This window comes from Achromobacter mucicolens, assembly GCF_029866465.1.
GTDB classification, from domain to species: domain Bacteria; phylum Pseudomonadota; class Gammaproteobacteria; order Burkholderiales; family Burkholderiaceae_B; genus Achromobacter; species Achromobacter mucicolens.
In genome coordinates this window covers 5,365,716-5,380,256 of record NZ_CP123364.1, presented here as the reverse complement: position 1 = coordinate 5,380,256, position 14,541 = coordinate 5,365,716, and the positions used below count along the sequence as shown (strand labels likewise).

Genomic DNA, 14,541 nt, shown 5'->3' with positions numbered 1-14,541 from the left:
CTCAGGAGGACACGCATGAACATCCGCAAGTTTGCCGCCATTGCCGCGATTGGCCTGTGCACCGCCGGTTCGGCGTGGGCCAAGGACTACAAGGTGGGCCAGGTCGAAATCGACGATCTCTGGGTGCGCGCTTCCGCGCCGGGCCAGGCCAACGGTGCGGGCTACATGGATATCGACAACGACGCCAAGGCACCGGACCGCTTGCTGTCCGTGTCGTCGGATGCCGCCGAGCGCGTGGAACTGCACACCGTGCAGACCGAGAACGGCGTGTCCAAGATGCGTCAGGTCGAAGGCGGCATCGCGCTGCCCGCCGACACCGAGGTCAAGCTCAGCCCGGGCGGCTACCACGTCATGTTCATCAAGCTGAAGGCGCCGTTCAAGGACGGCGCCACCGTGCCCGCCACGCTCAAGTTCGAAAAGGCGGGCGAAGTGGCGGTGCAGTTCAAGGTCATGCCGGCCTCGCACAACCCCGGCATGAGCCACGGTCATGGCGGCATGAAGCACTGATCCCGGCAAGCCCGCGTCCTCGGGGCGCGGCAGGCTTGCCAAGTGGCTGCGGCCTTGCCGCCGCCAATAAAAAGGCCGACTCGCAAATGAGTCGGCCTTTTGCTTGGTCCGCTTACCTGCGCCGCTGCGGGCGAGGGTCAGCGGGCAGAGATCAATACAGGCCTTGCTGGCGCATGGCGTCCGCGACCTTCACGAAGCCGGCGATGTTGGCGCCGTCCAGGTAGTTCACGTACTCGCGCTCGGAGTGGCCGTGACGCACGCAGTTTTCGTGGATGTCGCGCATGATGGCGTGCAGGCGGGCGTCCACTTCCTCGCGGGTCCAGGACAGGCGGGCCGAGTTCTGCGCCATTTCCAGGCCCGACACGGCCACGCCGCCGGCGTTGCTGGCCTTGCCCGGCGCGTACAGCACACGGGCGGCAACGAAGGCCTTGGCGGCTTCGAGCGTGGCGGGCATGTTCGCGCCTTCGGCGACGGCCAGCACGCCGTTCTTGATGAGCGTCTGCGCATCCGACAGCTCCAGCTCGTTTTGCGTGGCGCAGGGCAGGGCGACGTCGACGGGCACGTGCCACGGGCGCTTGCCGGCCTCGTACTGCAGGCCGAATTGGCGGGCGTAGGTGTCCAGGCGGCCGCGCAGGTCGTTCTTGATGTGCATCAGCGCCACGAGCTTCTCGTGGTTGAAGCCGGCCTCGTCGACGACGGTGCCGTTCGAATCCGACACGGTGATGACGCGGGCGCCCAGGGCCATCGCCTTCTCGATGGCGTATTGCGCCACGTTGCCCGAGCCCGACACGGAAACGCGCATGCCATCAAAGGACTTGCCCACGCGCTTGAGCATTTCTTCGGCGAAGTACACGGTGCCGTAGCCGGTGGCTTCGGGACGGATCAGGCTGCCGCCAAAGGTCAGGCCCTTGCCGGTGAACACGCTGGCCGTCGAGTTGGACAGCTTTTTCATCATGCCTGCCATGAAGCCGACTTCGCGCGCGCCCACGCCGATGTCGCCGGCCGGCACGTCGGTGTCCGGGCCCAGGTGGCGGTACAGCTCGATCATCAGCGCCTGGCAAAAGCGCATGACTTCGGCATCGGACTTGCCCTTGGGATCGAAGTCCGAGCCGCCCTTGCCGCCGCCCATGGGCAGCGTGGTCAGCGAGTTCTTCAGGGTCTGTTCGAAGGCGAGGAACTTCAGAATCGACAGGTTCACGGACGGGTGAAAGCGCATGCCGCCCTTGAACGGGCCGATCGCCGAGCTGTGCTGGATGCGGAAGGCGCGGTTGACCTGGGCGCGGCCCTGGTCGTCTGTCCAGCAGACGCGGAACTGGATGACGCGCTCGGGTTCGACCAGGCGTTCGAGCAGGGCGTGTTCAGCGTAGTGGGGATGCTTCTCGACGAAAGGCCACAAGCTGAGCATCACCTCCTGGACGGCTTGCATGTACTCGGGTTGCTGCGGGTCGCGCGCGGCGACGCCACGCAGAAAGTCGTCCAGACTCTGCACTTTCACCATGATCTCCTCGGGGGTGCTTCGAATAGGTGCGGAAATTGCGCCAAATTGGGGCGCGATCAGTTTGTTTTGGTGCAAGACTGCACCGGTATGGTGCGGCGATTGTAGGGGCAAAATGTTGCCCTGCGCAAAGCGAAAAACCGCGCCATCACGTTGATAACAAACGGATTTTTCGAAGCAAAAATCGGGGACGTATTTCCGGGGCGGCGTCTCGCGATGCGGAATCCAAAGGTGCGCGTTTGGGCGTGATGCTTGAAATATCAGGGGAAATTAATATGTCCCCATTTTAAATTCCTGCCTCGTCATAGAGGCGGCTGCCCGTGCCCTCAGGCCGCGAGGTCATTGTCAGGCCGCTTGCATGCGCAGTGGCCCGCGACTCGCACGTAATGCGACCCCAATTAAATATTGAGAAAAATCACGCGCGCAAGGTGGTGTCGTAATCGATCGTCAACGGCGCGTGATCCGAGAAGCGCTCGTCCTTGTAGATGGCCACGTTACGCGCCTTGGCGGCGATGCCCGGCGTGGCGATCTGGTAGTCGATGCGCCACCCGACGTTCTTGGCCCAGGCCTGGCCGCGGTTGCTCCACCAGGTGTATTGGTCCGGACGGTCATCAATGGTTCGAAACACGTCCACAAAGCCGCGCTTGTCGAAAACGTCCGTGAGCCACGCGCGCTCTTCGGGCAGGAAGCCGGAATTCTTCATGTTGCCCTTCCAGTTCTTCAGGTCGATTTCCTTGTGCGCGATGTTCCAGTCGCCGCAGATGACGAATTCGCGGCCGGTCGTCTTGTGCTCATGCATCAGGGCATCGATCCACGGCCCGAACCGGTCCAGGAAGCGGTACTTCGCCTGCTGGCGTTCGTCGCCGCTGGAGCCGGAAGGCAGGTAAGCGCTGATGATCGACAGATCCTTCCAGTCGGCGCGGATGATGCGGCCTTCGTTGTCGAACTCTTCACAATCAAAGCCGTTGTTCACGCGCTCGGCAGCATCTCGCAGGTAGATGCCCACGCCGCTGTAGCCCTTTTTCACGGCGTGGTGAAAATGGCCGGTGTAGCCGGGCGGATGCCGCAGGTCGTCGGTCAGGTCCTCGTGGGACACCTTGATTTCCTGCAGGCACAGCACGTCGGCGGCGTGCTTTTCCATCCACGGTTGCAGGCCCTTCTTGAAGGCGGACCGGATGCCATTGAGGTTGATCGACGTGATGCGCAGCAAAGCGAAACTCCTGTAATGCGGCCGCAGGGGGGCGGACAATGCCAGGAATTTAACCGACTCGGCGGCGCCGTCCGGGAAAGTCCCCGACAGCGGATAAAATGCGGGGTCTGCCACCTACCGGAACCCCTTGCATGCCCGCCGCCCAGTCCTCCGTCACCGCCCTGGATTTCGTCCGCTTCGCCTTGAACGAGGGCGTTCTGCGCTTTGGCAGCTTCAAGGTCAAGTCGGGCCGTATCAGCCCCTATTTCTTTAACGCGGGCCTGTTCAACAATGGCCGCTCGGTCGGCAAGCTGGCGCAGTTCTACGCGCAGGCCCTGCTGGATTCCGGCGTCGAGTTCGACATGCTGTTTGGCCCGGCGTACAAGGGCATCCCGCTTTCCACCGCCACCGCCGTGGCGCTGGCCGGCCATCCTGACATGCAGGGCCGCAGCGACGTGCCGTTTGCCTACAACCGCAAGGAAGCCAAGGACCATGGCGAAGGCGGCACCCTGGTCGGCGCGCCGCTCAAGGGCAAGGTCGTCATCATCGACGACGTCATCACTGCCGGCACGTCGGTGCGCGAATCGGTGGAAATCATCCGCGCCGCGGGCGCAGAGCCGGCCGCCGTGCTGATCGCGATGGACCGCATGGAGCGCGCCGGCCCGGACGACGCCTTGTCGCCCCACTCGGCCGTGCAGGACGTGGCCAAGACCTATGGCATCCCCGTGATCGCGATTGCTTCGCTGACTGACATCCTGGCCTTGCTGCAAGACGATGCGGCGTTTGCCGAGAACCGGGATGCCGTGCTGGCGTATCGGACGAAGTACGGGGTGAAGTAAACGGGCCGGTCTGCCGGAAGCAACACGTAGGGCGGCCAATGGCCGCCCGTTTTATTGGCAAACATAATTCGCGACGGGTTCGGCGACCCCATGGGGTTGGCCGAACACGGTAACGCCGCTGGCACGCGCCGCGTCCGCCAGCTTTCGGTCGAAGGTGGCCAGACAGGCGCGGTGCCGAAGGGAGAGCTCGAGATAGCTCGCGTCGTAAGCCGTCAAACCATGGGTGCGGGCGATCTCGCAGGTGCGCGCGATGTGGTGAGCGGCATCGTCGTGGTCAGGGCGAAAGGGCAGGCTGTCCAGAAGCTGGTTGAATGCAGCGACCTGATCCTGCGAGATACGCCGGCTGCGCTCGGCACGCAGAACGCCATTGGCGACCTCGACGCGCCAGATGTGAGGCACCGTGTTTTGCGAGCCGTGGGCGACGTCGAGCAGGTGCCGGGCAAGGAGCGATTCGTGAATATCCACACGATCGAGCAGCCATGCAAGCGCGACCGACGCATCGGGTACCAGATTGAAGGTGTTCATTCTCTCCCTTCTTCGATCCATTCGCGGATGGTTTCGTGAGAGACGGGGGCCGCTGTCTGCAGGCGCTTCATGGCCTCAAGGGCGTCGTGCGCGCCGAGCGAGGTTTCGGGCAGGACGGGCGTCAGCCTGGCACGGCGCACGCCGTCGACCGCGATGATGAAGTGCTGCCCCTGGTTTAGGGCCTGCAGGTAGTCGGTGAATCGGTGCAGCAGGTCGTTGCTGCTGACCTCGATGTATTTCATGGCCAAGTCTCCGGCGAATTCGACCAGATCATTCTTGGCCAAGCAAAAGGCCGCGGCAAGATGCCGCGGCCTTTGACTTAGTCTGATATTGCGCCGGTCCCCCGTTTGGCGAACCGGCTGCCCATCAACTATCCAACTTCTGCTTCAGCAAGTCATTCACCTGCTGCGGGTTGGCCTTGCCGCGGGCGGCCTTCATGATCTGGCCGACCAGGGAGTTGAACGCCTTCTGCTTGCCGGCGCGGTACTCCTCGACGATGGCCGGGTTGGCGGCCAGCACCTCGTCGATCATCGCGCCGATGGCGCCCGTGTCGCTGATCTGCTTTAAGCCGCGGGATTCGATGATGGCGTCGGCGTTGCCGCCGTTCTCGCCGGCCCACATGGCGCCAAAGACCTCGCGGGCGATCTTGTTGGAGATCGTGCCGTCGATGATGCGGCCGATCAGGGCCGCCAGCGCGGGAGCGGCGACGGGCGATTCGGCGATGGTCTTTTCTTCCTTGTTAAGCACCGCGGCGACTTCGCCCATGACCCAGTTGGACGCAAGCTTGGCCTGACCGGCCGGCAGCGCGTGCGCCACGGCTTCAAAGTAGGCGGCCAGGTCGCGGCTGACGGTCAGTTGGGCCGCGTCGTAGGCGGGCAGGCCGTATTCCGATTCGAAGCGGGCGCGCTGGGCGGCCGGCAGTTCGGGCATGGCGGCGCGGACCTCGTCCACCCAGTCGCTGGAGATCACCAGCGTGGGCAGGTCGGGGTCGGGGAAATAGCGATAGTCGTGCGCGTCTTCCTTGCTGCGCATGCTGCGCGTTTCGTCGCGGTCGGCGTCGTACAGACGCGTTTCCTGGACGACGGTGCCGCCGTCCTCGATCAGCTCGATCTGGCGGCGCGCTTCATAGGTGATGGCGCGTTCCAGGAAGCGGAACGAGTTGACGTTCTTGATCTCGGTGCGGGTGCCGAATTCCTTCTGGCCCACCGGGCGCACCGACACGTTGGCGTCGCAGCGGAACGAGCCTTCCTGCATGTTGCCATCGCAGATGCCCAGCCACACGACCAGGCTGTGCAGCGCGCGCGCATAGGCCACGGCTTCGGCGGCCGAGCGCATTTCGGGTTCGGTCACGATTTCCAGCAGCGGGGTGCCGGCGCGGTTCAGGTCGATGCCGCTGGCGGGGCTGCCATTGGCCAGGCTGAAGTCGTCGTGCAGGGACTTGCCGGCGTCTTCCTCCAGGTGGGCGCGCGTCAGGTTGACGGTCTTTTCTTCTTCGCCCACGAAGAACGACAGCGAACCGCCCACCACCACGGGCAGCTCGTACTGACTGATCTGGTAGCCCTTGGGCAGGTCAGGGTAGAAGTAGTTCTTGCGCGCAAAGACCGAGCGCGGCGCGATCTTGGCGCCCACGGCCAGACCGAAGCGGATGGCGCGTTCGGCGGCGCCGCGGTTCATGACCGGCAGGCTGCCCGGCAGGGCCAGGTCGACTTCATTGGCCTGCGTGTTGGGCGCGGCGCCGAATTGCGTGCTGCTGCCCGAAAAGATCTTGGAGTCCGTGGAAAGCTGCGTGTGCGTTTCCAGGCCGATGACGATTTCCCAGTTCATGTTCTCAGCCTTGCTGGACAGGGGCACGCTGATGCCAGTCCGTCACGTGTTGGTAGCGGTCGGCGATGGCCAGGAGGCGGCCTTCGTCGAAGTAGTTGCCGATGATCTGCAGGCCGATGGGGCGATTTTGTTTTTCGCCTCCGAAACCGCAGGGGATCGACATGGCGGGCAGGCCCGCCAGGCTCACGCCCAGCGTGTAGACGTCGGCCAGCCAGTCGGCGGTCGGGTCGTCGCGGTTGTCGCCGATGTTCTTGGCGACCGTGGGCGTGACCGGTCCCATGATGACGTCGCACTGGTCCGCAAAGGCGCGCTGGAAGTCCTGCGCGATCAGGCGGCGCAGGCGCTGCGCCTGCAGGTAGTAGGCGTCGTAATAGCCGTGGGACAGCACGTAGGTGCCGATCAGGATGCGGCGCTTGACCTCGTCGCCGAAACCTTCGGCGCGTGAGCGGCTGATCATCTCGTTCAGGTCGCCGTACTGCTTGGCGCGGTGGCCGTAGCGCACGCCGTCGTAGCGCGCCAGGTTGCTGGACGCTTCGGCGGGGGCGATCACGTAGTACGCCGGAATGGCCAGCTCGGTGCGCGGCAGCGAGACCGGCACGCGCACGGCGCCCAGCGCCTCGAACTGCTCAAGCGCGGCCTGCACGGCAGCGGCCACGTCGGGCGCCAGGCCAGCGCCAAAATATTCCTCGGGCACGCCGATGCGCAGGCCCTTCAGGGGCTGGCTGCCGGCGGCGTCGAAACGCCCTTGCGCGGCGTCGAAGTCGCGGCGCACGCGGCCGGGCTCGTTGACGGCGCCGTCGCACTTTTCAAGGCTGGTGGCGTCGCGCGGGTCAAAGCCGCTGATGACGTCCAGCAGTTCGAGCAGGTCGCGGCTGCTGGGGGCCAGCGGGCCGGCCTGGTCCAGGCTGGAGCCGAAGGCCACCATGCCATAGCGAGACACAGTGCCATAGGTGGGCTTGATGCCGCTCACGCCGCACAGGGCGGCGGGCTGGCGAACCGAGCCGCCGGTGTCGGTGCCGGTGGCGGCAGCGACCAGGCGCGCGGCCACGGCGGCGGCCGAACCGCCTGACGAGCCGCCGGGCACGGCAGCGTGGTCCCACGGGTTCTTCACGGCGCCGTAAGCGGAGTTCTCGTTGCCGGAGCCCATGGCGAATTCGTCGCAGTTCAGCTTGCCCAGCGAAACCGCGCCGGCCGCTTGCAGGCGCTCCACGACGGTAGCGTCGAACGGGCTGGTGTAACCCTCGAGCATCTTGCTGCCCGCGGTGGTGCGCCAGCCGCGTGTGACGAAGGCGTCCTTGTGGGCGATCGGGATGCCCGCCAGCGGCCCGGCGGTACCGGCCGCCAGCGCGGCGTCGGCTGCGCGCGCCTGGGCCAGCGTCAATTCGGCGTCAATATGTAAAAAGCTGTTCAGGCCGCTGGCCGCTTCGGCGGCCGACAAGGCGCTTTGCGCCAGGTCGACGGCACTGACTTCGCGTTGGGCGAGGGCCGTGCGCAGGGCGGCGATCCCCTCGAACTGGGTGTGCAGGGCAGGTTTCGTCATGACTTATTCCAGGACCTTGGGAACCAGGAACAGGCCGTCCTGGGCATCCGGCGCGTTGGCCAGCAGTTCCTCGCGGCGGGCTTGCGAACCGGCTTCGGTCACGGCGTCTTCACGCAGGCGCAATACGATGTCTTCGTGGGCGGACAGCGGATGGGCCAAAGGTTCCACGCCTTGCGTATCGACGGACTGGAGCCGCTCGATCAAGTGGAGGATGCCGTTGAGTTCGGCCTGCGCGACGGTGCGCTGGTCGGGGGTCAGTTCGATTCTGGCCAGCCGGGCAATGCGGGCCACATCTTTGTCGTTGAGCGCCATGGGGAATTGCAAAAATCGGTGAGCGAAGGCCGCGGGGCGGGAGTGGGCAGTATGCACATGCCAAACCCGTTACAAAGCTTGAATAGCCTGCATTTATGCGCTATTTCCGGGAAAATTATAAGTTATGATTCACGGTTTAATCGCCGTGATGACAGGCGGACCCGTCGTTTTACGGGCCAAACGCCCCGCGGCTTGACCCCAATTCCCCCCAGAATTTAGCTGAGCTCCCATGTTCGGATTCCTGCGCAGTTATTTTTCCAGCGATATGGCGATTGACCTCGGTACCGCCAATACGCTGATTTACGTCCGCGGCAAGGGCATCGTTCTCGATGAGCCTTCCGTGGTCGCAATCCGTCATGAAGGCGGGCCCCACGGCAAGAAGATCATTCAAGCCGTCGGGCACGAAGCCAAGCAGATGCTCGGCCGCGTTCCAGGCAATATCGAGGCCATTCGGCCCATGAAGGACGGCGTGATCGCCGACTTCACGGTCACCGAGCAGATGCTCAAGCAGTTCATCCGCATGGTGCACCCCCGCAACATGCTGGCGCCCAGCCCGCGGATCATCGTCTGCGTTCCCTGCGGTTCCACCCAGGTTGAACGCCGCGCCATCCGCGAATCGGCCCTCGGCGCCGGCGCCTCCCATGTATTCCTGATCGAAGAACCCATGGCCGCTGCCATCGGCGCCGGCCTGGCCGTGTCCGACGCCAGCGGCTCGATGGTCGTCGACATCGGCGGCGGCACCACCGAAGTGGCCGTCATCTCGCTGGGCGGCATGGTCTACAAGGGTTCCGTGCGCGTCGGCGGCGACAAGTTCGACGAGGCCATCGTCAACTACATCCGCCGTAACTACGGCATGCTGATCGGCGAACCCACGGCCGAACTGATCAAGAAGGAAATCGGCTCGGCGTTCCCGGGTTCCGAAGTCCGCGAAATCGAAGTCAAGGGCCGCAACCTGGCCGAAGGCGTGCCGCGCAGCTTCACGGTTTCGTCCAACGAGATCCTGGAATCGCTGACCGATCCGCTCAACCAGATCGTGTCCGCCGTCAAGATCGCCCTCGAACAGACGCCGCCCGAGCTGGGCGCCGACATCACCGACAAGGGCATCGCCCTGACCGGTGGCGGCGCGCTGCTGCGCGACCTGGACCGCTTGCTGCAAGAAGAAACCGGTCTGCCGGTCGTGGTGGCCGACGATCCCCTGACCTGCGTCGTGCGCGGTTGCGGCGAGGCGCTGGAACACCTTGAGAAACTGGGCGCCATCTTCATCAACGACTAATATTGCCCGCCAGCCCGGAGCCCCGCTTTTTTCTGGCTCCGGCCGCTGCGGGGGCCTCGGACGCGGGCGCCCGGGCTGAGATTCATGCAACGACAAGGGACTCCCCCCCTATTCAGGCGCGGCCCACCGGCAGAGGTGCGGCTGGTTGTTCTGGTCGTCCTTGCCCTGGCCCTGATCGTCATGGATTCACAATGGCGCATGCTGGAGCCGGCGCGCCGGACGATCGCCGTGGCGCTTTATCCCTTCCAGCGCGCCGTCATGGCGCCGCGCGACCTCGTCCAGCAAGTCAATGAGTGGGTCAACGCGGCCAATCTCATCCGCAGCGAAAACGAGGCCCTGCAACGCCAGCGCATCGAGCTTGCCCAGGTCGCGTCCCACGCCGCCCAGCTCGCCGCCGAAAACTCCCAGTTGCGCCGCCTGCTTGGTGTGACCGACACCGTGGCGCAGTCCGCGGTGGTGGTCGAAGTCATGTACGAACCCACCAACGCGTTCACCCAGCGTCTGGTCTTCAACAAGGGCAGCAAGGCCGGTCTTGCCCCCGGCATGCCCGTCATCGACGAAGGCGGCGTGGTCGGCCAGATCGTCCGCGTGACGCCGATGACCGCCGAGGCGGCCCTGGTCACCGACGAACAGGTCTCCATCCCGGTGCAATTGCTGCGCAACGGACTGCGTCTGATTGCATTTGGCGGCAATTCCCCTGGCAAGATGGAAGTGCGCTACCTGGCGGCCAATGCCGACATCAAGGAAGGCGATACTATTGTCACCAGCGGCGTCGGCGGCCTCTTTCCCGCCGGCCTGCCCGTGGCCAAGGTGACCTCGGTCGAACGCGATACCGCATCCGGTTTCGCGCGCGCCGTGTGTGAACCCCTGGCCCACCCCGAACGCTATCGCCACTTCCTGGTTCTGCAAGTGGATGTGGATCGCGCCGAGTCCAACCGTCAGGAGGTCGATTCCGGTGGATCGGACTAACCAACAAGCCGCAGGGCAGTCTCCGCGCCGCCTTGGCACGCCCAGCAACGTGCAGCCCGACAGGCTGTCGGGGCCCGCGCATGCCTTCTTCGTGTGGGGCACCGTGCTGCTCGCGTGGCTGGTGTCGCTGCTGCCGTGGCGCCTGTGGCAGGGCGCGCCCGACGTGCTGCTGCTCATCATCGCCTTCTGGTGCGTGCACGAGCCGCGCCGCGTGGGCCTGTTCACGGCCTTCTTCTTCGGCCTGCTGATGGACGTGCACGACGCGGGCCTCTTGGGCGAGCATGCGCTGTCGTACACGCTCGTCGCCTACGGCGCGGTGGTCCTGCACCGCCGGCTGCAGCGCTTCGACCTCTGGAGCCAGGCGATGCACATGCTGCCTGTGTTCTTCATTGCGCGCTTTGTCACCCAGATCATCCACGCGTGGCTGGCCGGCAAATGGCCGGGCTGGGACTGGGGCATCAGCGTGCTGTTGACCGCCGCCCTGTGGCCGCTGGCGGGCTGGGTGCTGCACCTGCCGCAACGTGGTGTCGACGACGCCGAATCCTCATCCGCCTGACGGCGGCGTCGCGTCATGTTTGAATTCAAGAAAACCGGCCAGCAGCAGAAGCAGCGCTTCCGCCTGCGCGCGTGGGTGGGCGGCGCCTTCGCGCTGGTATGCTTTGGCGTGCTGGTGGGCCGGTTCTGGTACCTGCAGGTCGACCGCTACGAAGGCCTGTCCGAACGCGCCGACCGCAACCGCATCGCGGTCGTGCCGATTCCCCCGCGCCGCGGCGAGATCCTGGACCGTAACGGCGAGGTCCTGGCCCGCAACTACCGCACCTACACCCTCGAAGTCGTGCCGGCCCACGCGGGCAACATGAACGAACTCTTCGAGCGCCTGACCGAAGTCGTCTACATCAGCCCGTCCGACCAGCGCCGCTTCAAGCGCCGCGCCGCCGAGTCCAGCCGCTACGCCAGTCTGCAGCTTCGCAACAACCTGAACGAGACCGAGGCCGCGTGGTTTGCCGCGCACGCGTTCCAGTTTCCGGGCGTGGAACTGCGCGCCCGCTGGGTGCGCGAGTACCCGCAGGGCGTGTCGGCCGCGCACGTGGTGGGCTACATCGGCCGCATCGCCGACAACGACATCGAGGAACTGGACCGCGCCGGGCAACTGGGCAACTATCGCGGCACCGAGGTCATCGGCAAGAAGGGCATCGAAAAGACCTGGGAAGAGCAACTGCACGGCCGCACCGGCCTAGAAGAAGTCGAGGTGACGGCGGGCGGCCGGCCCATGCGCACGCTGCGCCGCATCGATCCCGTTCCTGGCTCGGACATCATGCTGTCCATCGACATGGGACTGCAGAAAGTGGCCGAAGAGGCGTTCGAAGGCCAGCGCGGCGCGCTCGTCGCCATCGATCCGGACACGGGCGAAGTGCTGGCTTTCGTGTCGCAGCCGTCATTCGATCCGAACCTCTTCGTGGACGGCATCGATGTCGACAATTGGCGCATGCTGAACGAATCGCCGGACCATCCCCTGATCAACCGTCCCCTGTACGGCACCTATCCCATCGGCTCCACCTACAAGCCCTTCGTGGGCCTGGCCGCGCTGGAACTGGGCAAGCGCCGCGCGACCGACCGTATCTCGGACCCGGGCTACTACGAATTCGGCGGACAGAAGTTCCGCAACGCCGGCGGCGCCGCCTATGGCATGACGGACATGCACAAGGCCATCGTCGTGTCCTCCGACACGTATTTCTATTCGCTTGGCCCCGAAATCGGCGTGAACGCCCTGCACGATTTCACCAAGCAGTTCGGGTTTGGCCAGATCACGGGCATCGACCTGGAAGGCGAAAAGCGCGGTGTGCTGCCATCCACCGACTGGAAGCGCGCGGCCTACAAGGACAAGGAACGCCAGCGCTGGTACGCGGGCGAGACCATTTCCGTCGCGGTGGGCCAGGGCTACAACGCGTTCACGCTGCTTCAGCTGGCGCAGGGCACCTCCACGCTGGCCAACAACGGGCTGTACCGCCGTCCGCACCTGGTGCACGCGGTGCGCGATCCGCGCTCGGGTGTGGCCAAGCCGACCGAGTCGCCGCCCGACTATCGCATTCCGCTCAAGCAGGCCAATGTGGACGTCATCAAAAATGCCATGGCCGACGTGGTGCGGGCCGGCACGGCGCGGCGCGCGTTCGCCAACACGCCCTACCAGGCCGCCGGCAAGACCGGCACCGCGCAGGTGTTCAGCCTGCGCGGCGGCCACTACCGCGCCAGCGCCATCGACGAGCGTCTGCGCGACCACGCGCTGTTCATGGGCTTCGCGCCGCTTGAGCACCCGCGCATCGCCGTGGCGCTGATCGTCGAGAACGCCGGTTGGGGCGCCAGCGTGGCGGCCCCCGTCGCGCGCAAGGTCTTCGACTACTGGCTGGCCAAGGACCGCCAGGACAAGATCGTTCGTCCCGAGCGCGCAGACACCATGGCGACCGTCGACGACATCGCCTCCGACCTGGTGCGCCAACAATGAAGCGTCTTGGCCTGATCCTGCTGCGCGTCTTCACGGCCTTCGACTGGCCGCTGCTCGCGATCCTGACGATGTTCGCGGCGCTGGGCCTGACGGTGATGCACTCGGCCGTCGGCGGCACCGACTGGCGTTTTGCGGAACAGTCGCGCAATTTCATCATCGCCTTCTTCGCGATGTGGACGATGGCGCTGATTCCGCCGAAGCTGCTGATGAAGCTGGCCTTGCCGTTCTACGTGGTGGGGGTGGTGCTGCTGCTGGGCGTCGAATTCTTCGGCGAGACCAGCAAGGGCGCGACCCGCTGGCTGAACCTGGGCGTGACGCGCATCCAGCCGTCCGAGATGATGAAGATCGCGGTGCCGATGATGCTGGCCTGGTACTTCCAGCGCCACGAAGGCGCAGTCCGCGTGCGCGACTTCCTCGCCGCGGCCGCGATGCTGGCCGCGCCTTTCGGCCTGATCGTGCTGCAGCCCGACCTGGGCACGGCGCTGCTCGTGTTCGGCGCGGGCTTTTTCGTGATCTATTTCGCCGGCCTCTCGTTCAAGCTGCTGGTGCCGATCATGCTGGCTGGCATCATTGCCATCGGCACGCTGGTCTACTACGAAGACCAGCTCTGCGAGCCGGACGTGGACTGGGTGGTGCTGCACGATTACCAGAAGCACCGGGTCTGCACGCTGCTCAATCCCAGCTCCGATCCGCTGGGCAAGGGCTTTCATACGATCCAATCGATGATCGCGGTGGGCTCAGGCGGCGTCTACGGCAAGGGCTACATGAAGGGGACGCAGACGCACCTGGACTTCATCCCCGAACGCACGACCGACTTCATCTTCGCGGTGTACGCCGAGGAATTCGGCCTGTACGGCGGCATCGCGATCCTGGTGCTGTACGGCCTGATGATGGCGCGCGGTTTGACGATCGCCTCCCGGGCCTCATCGCAATTCGGCCGCCTGCTGGCCGGCGCGCTGACGATGATGCTGTTCATCTATGTCTTCGTGAACGTGGGCATGGTGACGGGGATCCTGCCCGTGGTGGGGGTGCCGTTGCCTTTCATGAGCTACGGGGGGACGGCGTTGTTCACGATGGGGATTGCGTTTGGGATCATGATGAGTATTAGTCGGCATCGGTCTGTGAAGACTTGATGTTGATGGTTGTTCTTCGTAGGGCGATAGTCTTTGCGCTACGGAGTTCTTCGTAGGTCGCCCGACGCCGCGGTCACCGTGGGCACGATCGCCCACGATTGCGGTCCGGAGCCTTCGCTCCGGACTTGCCTAGGCGGCCCCCCCCTTCGTCATCTTCGTCCGCCTTCGGCTCCCTTCAGATTCCCTCGGGCGCATCGACGGCGCTCGCACCCACGGTGACCGCGTCGCCGTGCTGCGAGGGTCTTTGGTATGTGGCGCTGTAAGACCTGTGGTCGGGGAAGGGGATCTGCGGGGCTGCCGAATTGCTGCCGCCCGGGCGGCGGCAATCGGCATCGGGCCGGTGGGACGTCGTGGCGTTGTGCGCTTCGCGCTGGCGGAGGTTTGTGTGCTGATGGCATCACGAACAAGGGGAGGGGCGGTGATGGGCGGCGCGCG

The 14,541-nt window shown here is 65.2% G+C and carries 14 protein-coding genes; 7 read left to right on the top strand and 7 right to left on the bottom strand.

The window, feature by feature from the left end; translation table 11 throughout:
* Positions 1-15 precede the first annotated feature (15 nt).
* Positions 16-507, top strand: a complete 492-nt coding sequence (locus QEP15_RS24500; RefSeq protein WP_217618565.1) for a copper chaperone PCu(A)C — start codon at positions 16-18, stop codon at positions 505-507.
* Positions 508-658: 151 nt separating this feature from the next.
* Here QEP15_RS24500 and gdhA read toward each other — a convergent pair whose 3' ends face one another.
* Positions 659-2,005 carry an NADP-specific glutamate dehydrogenase gene (gene gdhA / locus QEP15_RS24495; protein WP_056319526.1) on the bottom strand — a complete coding sequence of 449 codons (1,347 nt, stop codon included), beginning with the start codon at positions 2,003-2,005 and terminating at the stop codon, positions 659-661.
* Between the two features lie 412 nt (positions 2,006-2,417).
* Complete coding sequence (locus QEP15_RS24490) at positions 2,418-3,212, bottom strand: exodeoxyribonuclease III (protein WP_056319529.1); 795 nt, start codon at positions 3,210-3,212, stop codon at positions 2,418-2,420.
* Positions 3,213-3,343: 131 nt separating this feature from the next.
* Here QEP15_RS24490 and pyrE point away from each other — a divergent pair, with 131 nt between their 5' ends.
* Entirely contained in the window at positions 3,344-4,030 is a 687-nt protein-coding gene (gene pyrE, locus QEP15_RS24485; protein WP_152382900.1) for an orotate phosphoribosyltransferase, read from the top strand.
* A 51-nt stretch (positions 4,031-4,081) separates the two neighbouring features.
* Here the strand turns inward: pyrE and QEP15_RS24480 are convergent, their stop codons facing one another.
* The 5 genes from QEP15_RS24480 to gatC all read right to left on the bottom strand — a co-directional run bounded on the left by QEP15_RS24480 (position 4,082) and on the right by gatC (position 8,231).
* Entirely contained in the window at positions 4,082-4,555 is a 474-nt protein-coding gene (locus QEP15_RS24480) for a type II toxin-antitoxin system VapC family toxin (RefSeq protein ID WP_152382899.1), read from the bottom strand.
* A complete protein-coding gene (locus QEP15_RS24475) occupies positions 4,552-4,797 on the bottom strand; it encodes a hypothetical protein (protein WP_280148208.1) in 246 nt (81 codons plus the stop codon). The genes QEP15_RS24480 and QEP15_RS24475 overlap by 4 nt, the downstream gene beginning before the upstream one ends.
* Before the next feature lie 124 nt (positions 4,798-4,921).
* The gene (gene gatB, locus QEP15_RS24470; RefSeq protein ID WP_280148207.1) at positions 4,922-6,379 is read right to left on the bottom strand and encodes an Asp-tRNA(Asn)/Glu-tRNA(Gln) amidotransferase subunit GatB; all 1,458 of its coding nucleotides are present in this window, start codon (positions 6,377-6,379) and stop codon (positions 4,922-4,924) included.
* A 4-nt stretch (positions 6,380-6,383) separates the two neighbouring features.
* Entirely contained in the window at positions 6,384-7,919 is a 1,536-nt protein-coding gene (gene gatA, locus QEP15_RS24465) for an Asp-tRNA(Asn)/Glu-tRNA(Gln) amidotransferase subunit GatA (protein WP_152382897.1), read from the bottom strand.
* Between the two features lie 3 nt (positions 7,920-7,922).
* Positions 7,923-8,231 carry an Asp-tRNA(Asn)/Glu-tRNA(Gln) amidotransferase subunit GatC gene (gene gatC, locus QEP15_RS24460; RefSeq protein WP_056319538.1) on the bottom strand — a complete coding sequence of 103 codons (309 nt, stop codon included), beginning with the start codon at positions 8,229-8,231 and terminating at the stop codon, positions 7,923-7,925.
* Between the two features lie 229 nt (positions 8,232-8,460).
* Between gatC and QEP15_RS24455 the strand changes: the two genes are divergently transcribed.
* The 5 genes from QEP15_RS24455 to rodA all read left to right on the top strand — a co-directional run bounded on the left by QEP15_RS24455 (position 8,461) and on the right by rodA (position 14,106).
* Positions 8,461-9,504, top strand: a complete 1,044-nt coding sequence (locus tag QEP15_RS24455) for a rod shape-determining protein (RefSeq protein WP_006216320.1) — start codon at positions 8,461-8,463, stop codon at positions 9,502-9,504.
* 84 nt (positions 9,505-9,588) lie between these two features.
* Positions 9,589-10,473, top strand: coding sequence for a rod shape-determining protein MreC (gene mreC, locus QEP15_RS24450; protein ID WP_056319540.1), 885 nt, complete (start codon positions 9,589-9,591; stop codon positions 10,471-10,473).
* Between the two features lie 49 nt (positions 10,474-10,522).
* Positions 10,523-11,029, top strand: a complete 507-nt coding sequence (gene mreD, locus QEP15_RS24445) for a rod shape-determining protein MreD (RefSeq protein ID WP_108005818.1) — start codon at positions 10,523-10,525, stop codon at positions 11,027-11,029.
* Positions 11,030-11,044: 15 nt separating this feature from the next.
* The gene (gene mrdA, locus QEP15_RS24440; RefSeq protein WP_056319545.1) at positions 11,045-12,973 is read left to right on the top strand and encodes a penicillin-binding protein 2; all 1,929 of its coding nucleotides are present in this window, start codon (positions 11,045-11,047) and stop codon (positions 12,971-12,973) included.
* Positions 12,970-14,106: a rod shape-determining protein RodA gene (gene rodA, locus QEP15_RS24435; protein WP_280148206.1), complete on the top strand. Its 1,137-nt coding sequence runs from the start codon at positions 12,970-12,972 to the stop codon at positions 14,104-14,106. The genes mrdA and rodA overlap by 4 nt, the downstream gene beginning before the upstream one ends.
* Positions 14,107-14,541: the final 435 nt, after the last annotated feature.

What these genes read in the sequence shown, in the direction of transcription:
- QEP15_RS24500 (WP_217618565.1), top strand. Translation starts at nt 16, where the DNA reads ATGAACATCCGCAAGTTTGCCGCCATTGCCGCGATTGGCCTGTGCACC.
- gdhA (WP_056319526.1), bottom strand. Translation starts at nt 2,005, where the DNA reads ATGGTGAAAGTGCAGAGTCTGGACGACTTTCTGCGTGGCGTCGCCGCG.
- pyrE (WP_152382900.1), top strand. Translation starts at nt 3,344, where the DNA reads ATGCCCGCCGCCCAGTCCTCCGTCACCGCCCTGGATTTCGTCCGCTTC.
- QEP15_RS24480 (WP_152382899.1), bottom strand. Translation starts at nt 4,555, where the DNA reads ATGAACACCTTCAATCTGGTACCCGATGCGTCGGTCGCGCTTGCATGG.
- QEP15_RS24475 (WP_280148208.1), bottom strand. Translation starts at nt 4,797, where the DNA reads ATGAAATACATCGAGGTCAGCAGCAACGACCTGCTGCACCGATTCACC.
- gatB (WP_280148207.1), bottom strand. Translation starts at nt 6,379, where the DNA reads ATGAACTGGGAAATCGTCATCGGCCTGGAAACGCACACGCAGCTTTCC.
- gatA (WP_152382897.1), bottom strand. Translation starts at nt 7,919, where the DNA reads ATGACGAAACCTGCCCTGCACACCCAGTTCGAGGGGATCGCCGCCCTG.
- gatC (WP_056319538.1), bottom strand. Translation starts at nt 8,231, where the DNA reads ATGGCGCTCAACGACAAAGATGTGGCCCGCATTGCCCGGCTGGCCAGA.
- QEP15_RS24455 (WP_006216320.1), top strand. Translation starts at nt 8,461, where the DNA reads ATGTTCGGATTCCTGCGCAGTTATTTTTCCAGCGATATGGCGATTGAC.
- mreC (WP_056319540.1), top strand. Translation starts at nt 9,589, where the DNA reads ATGCAACGACAAGGGACTCCCCCCCTATTCAGGCGCGGCCCACCGGCA.
- mrdA (WP_056319545.1), top strand. Translation starts at nt 11,045, where the DNA reads ATGTTTGAATTCAAGAAAACCGGCCAGCAGCAGAAGCAGCGCTTCCGC.
- rodA (WP_280148206.1), top strand. Translation starts at nt 12,970, where the DNA reads ATGAAGCGTCTTGGCCTGATCCTGCTGCGCGTCTTCACGGCCTTCGAC.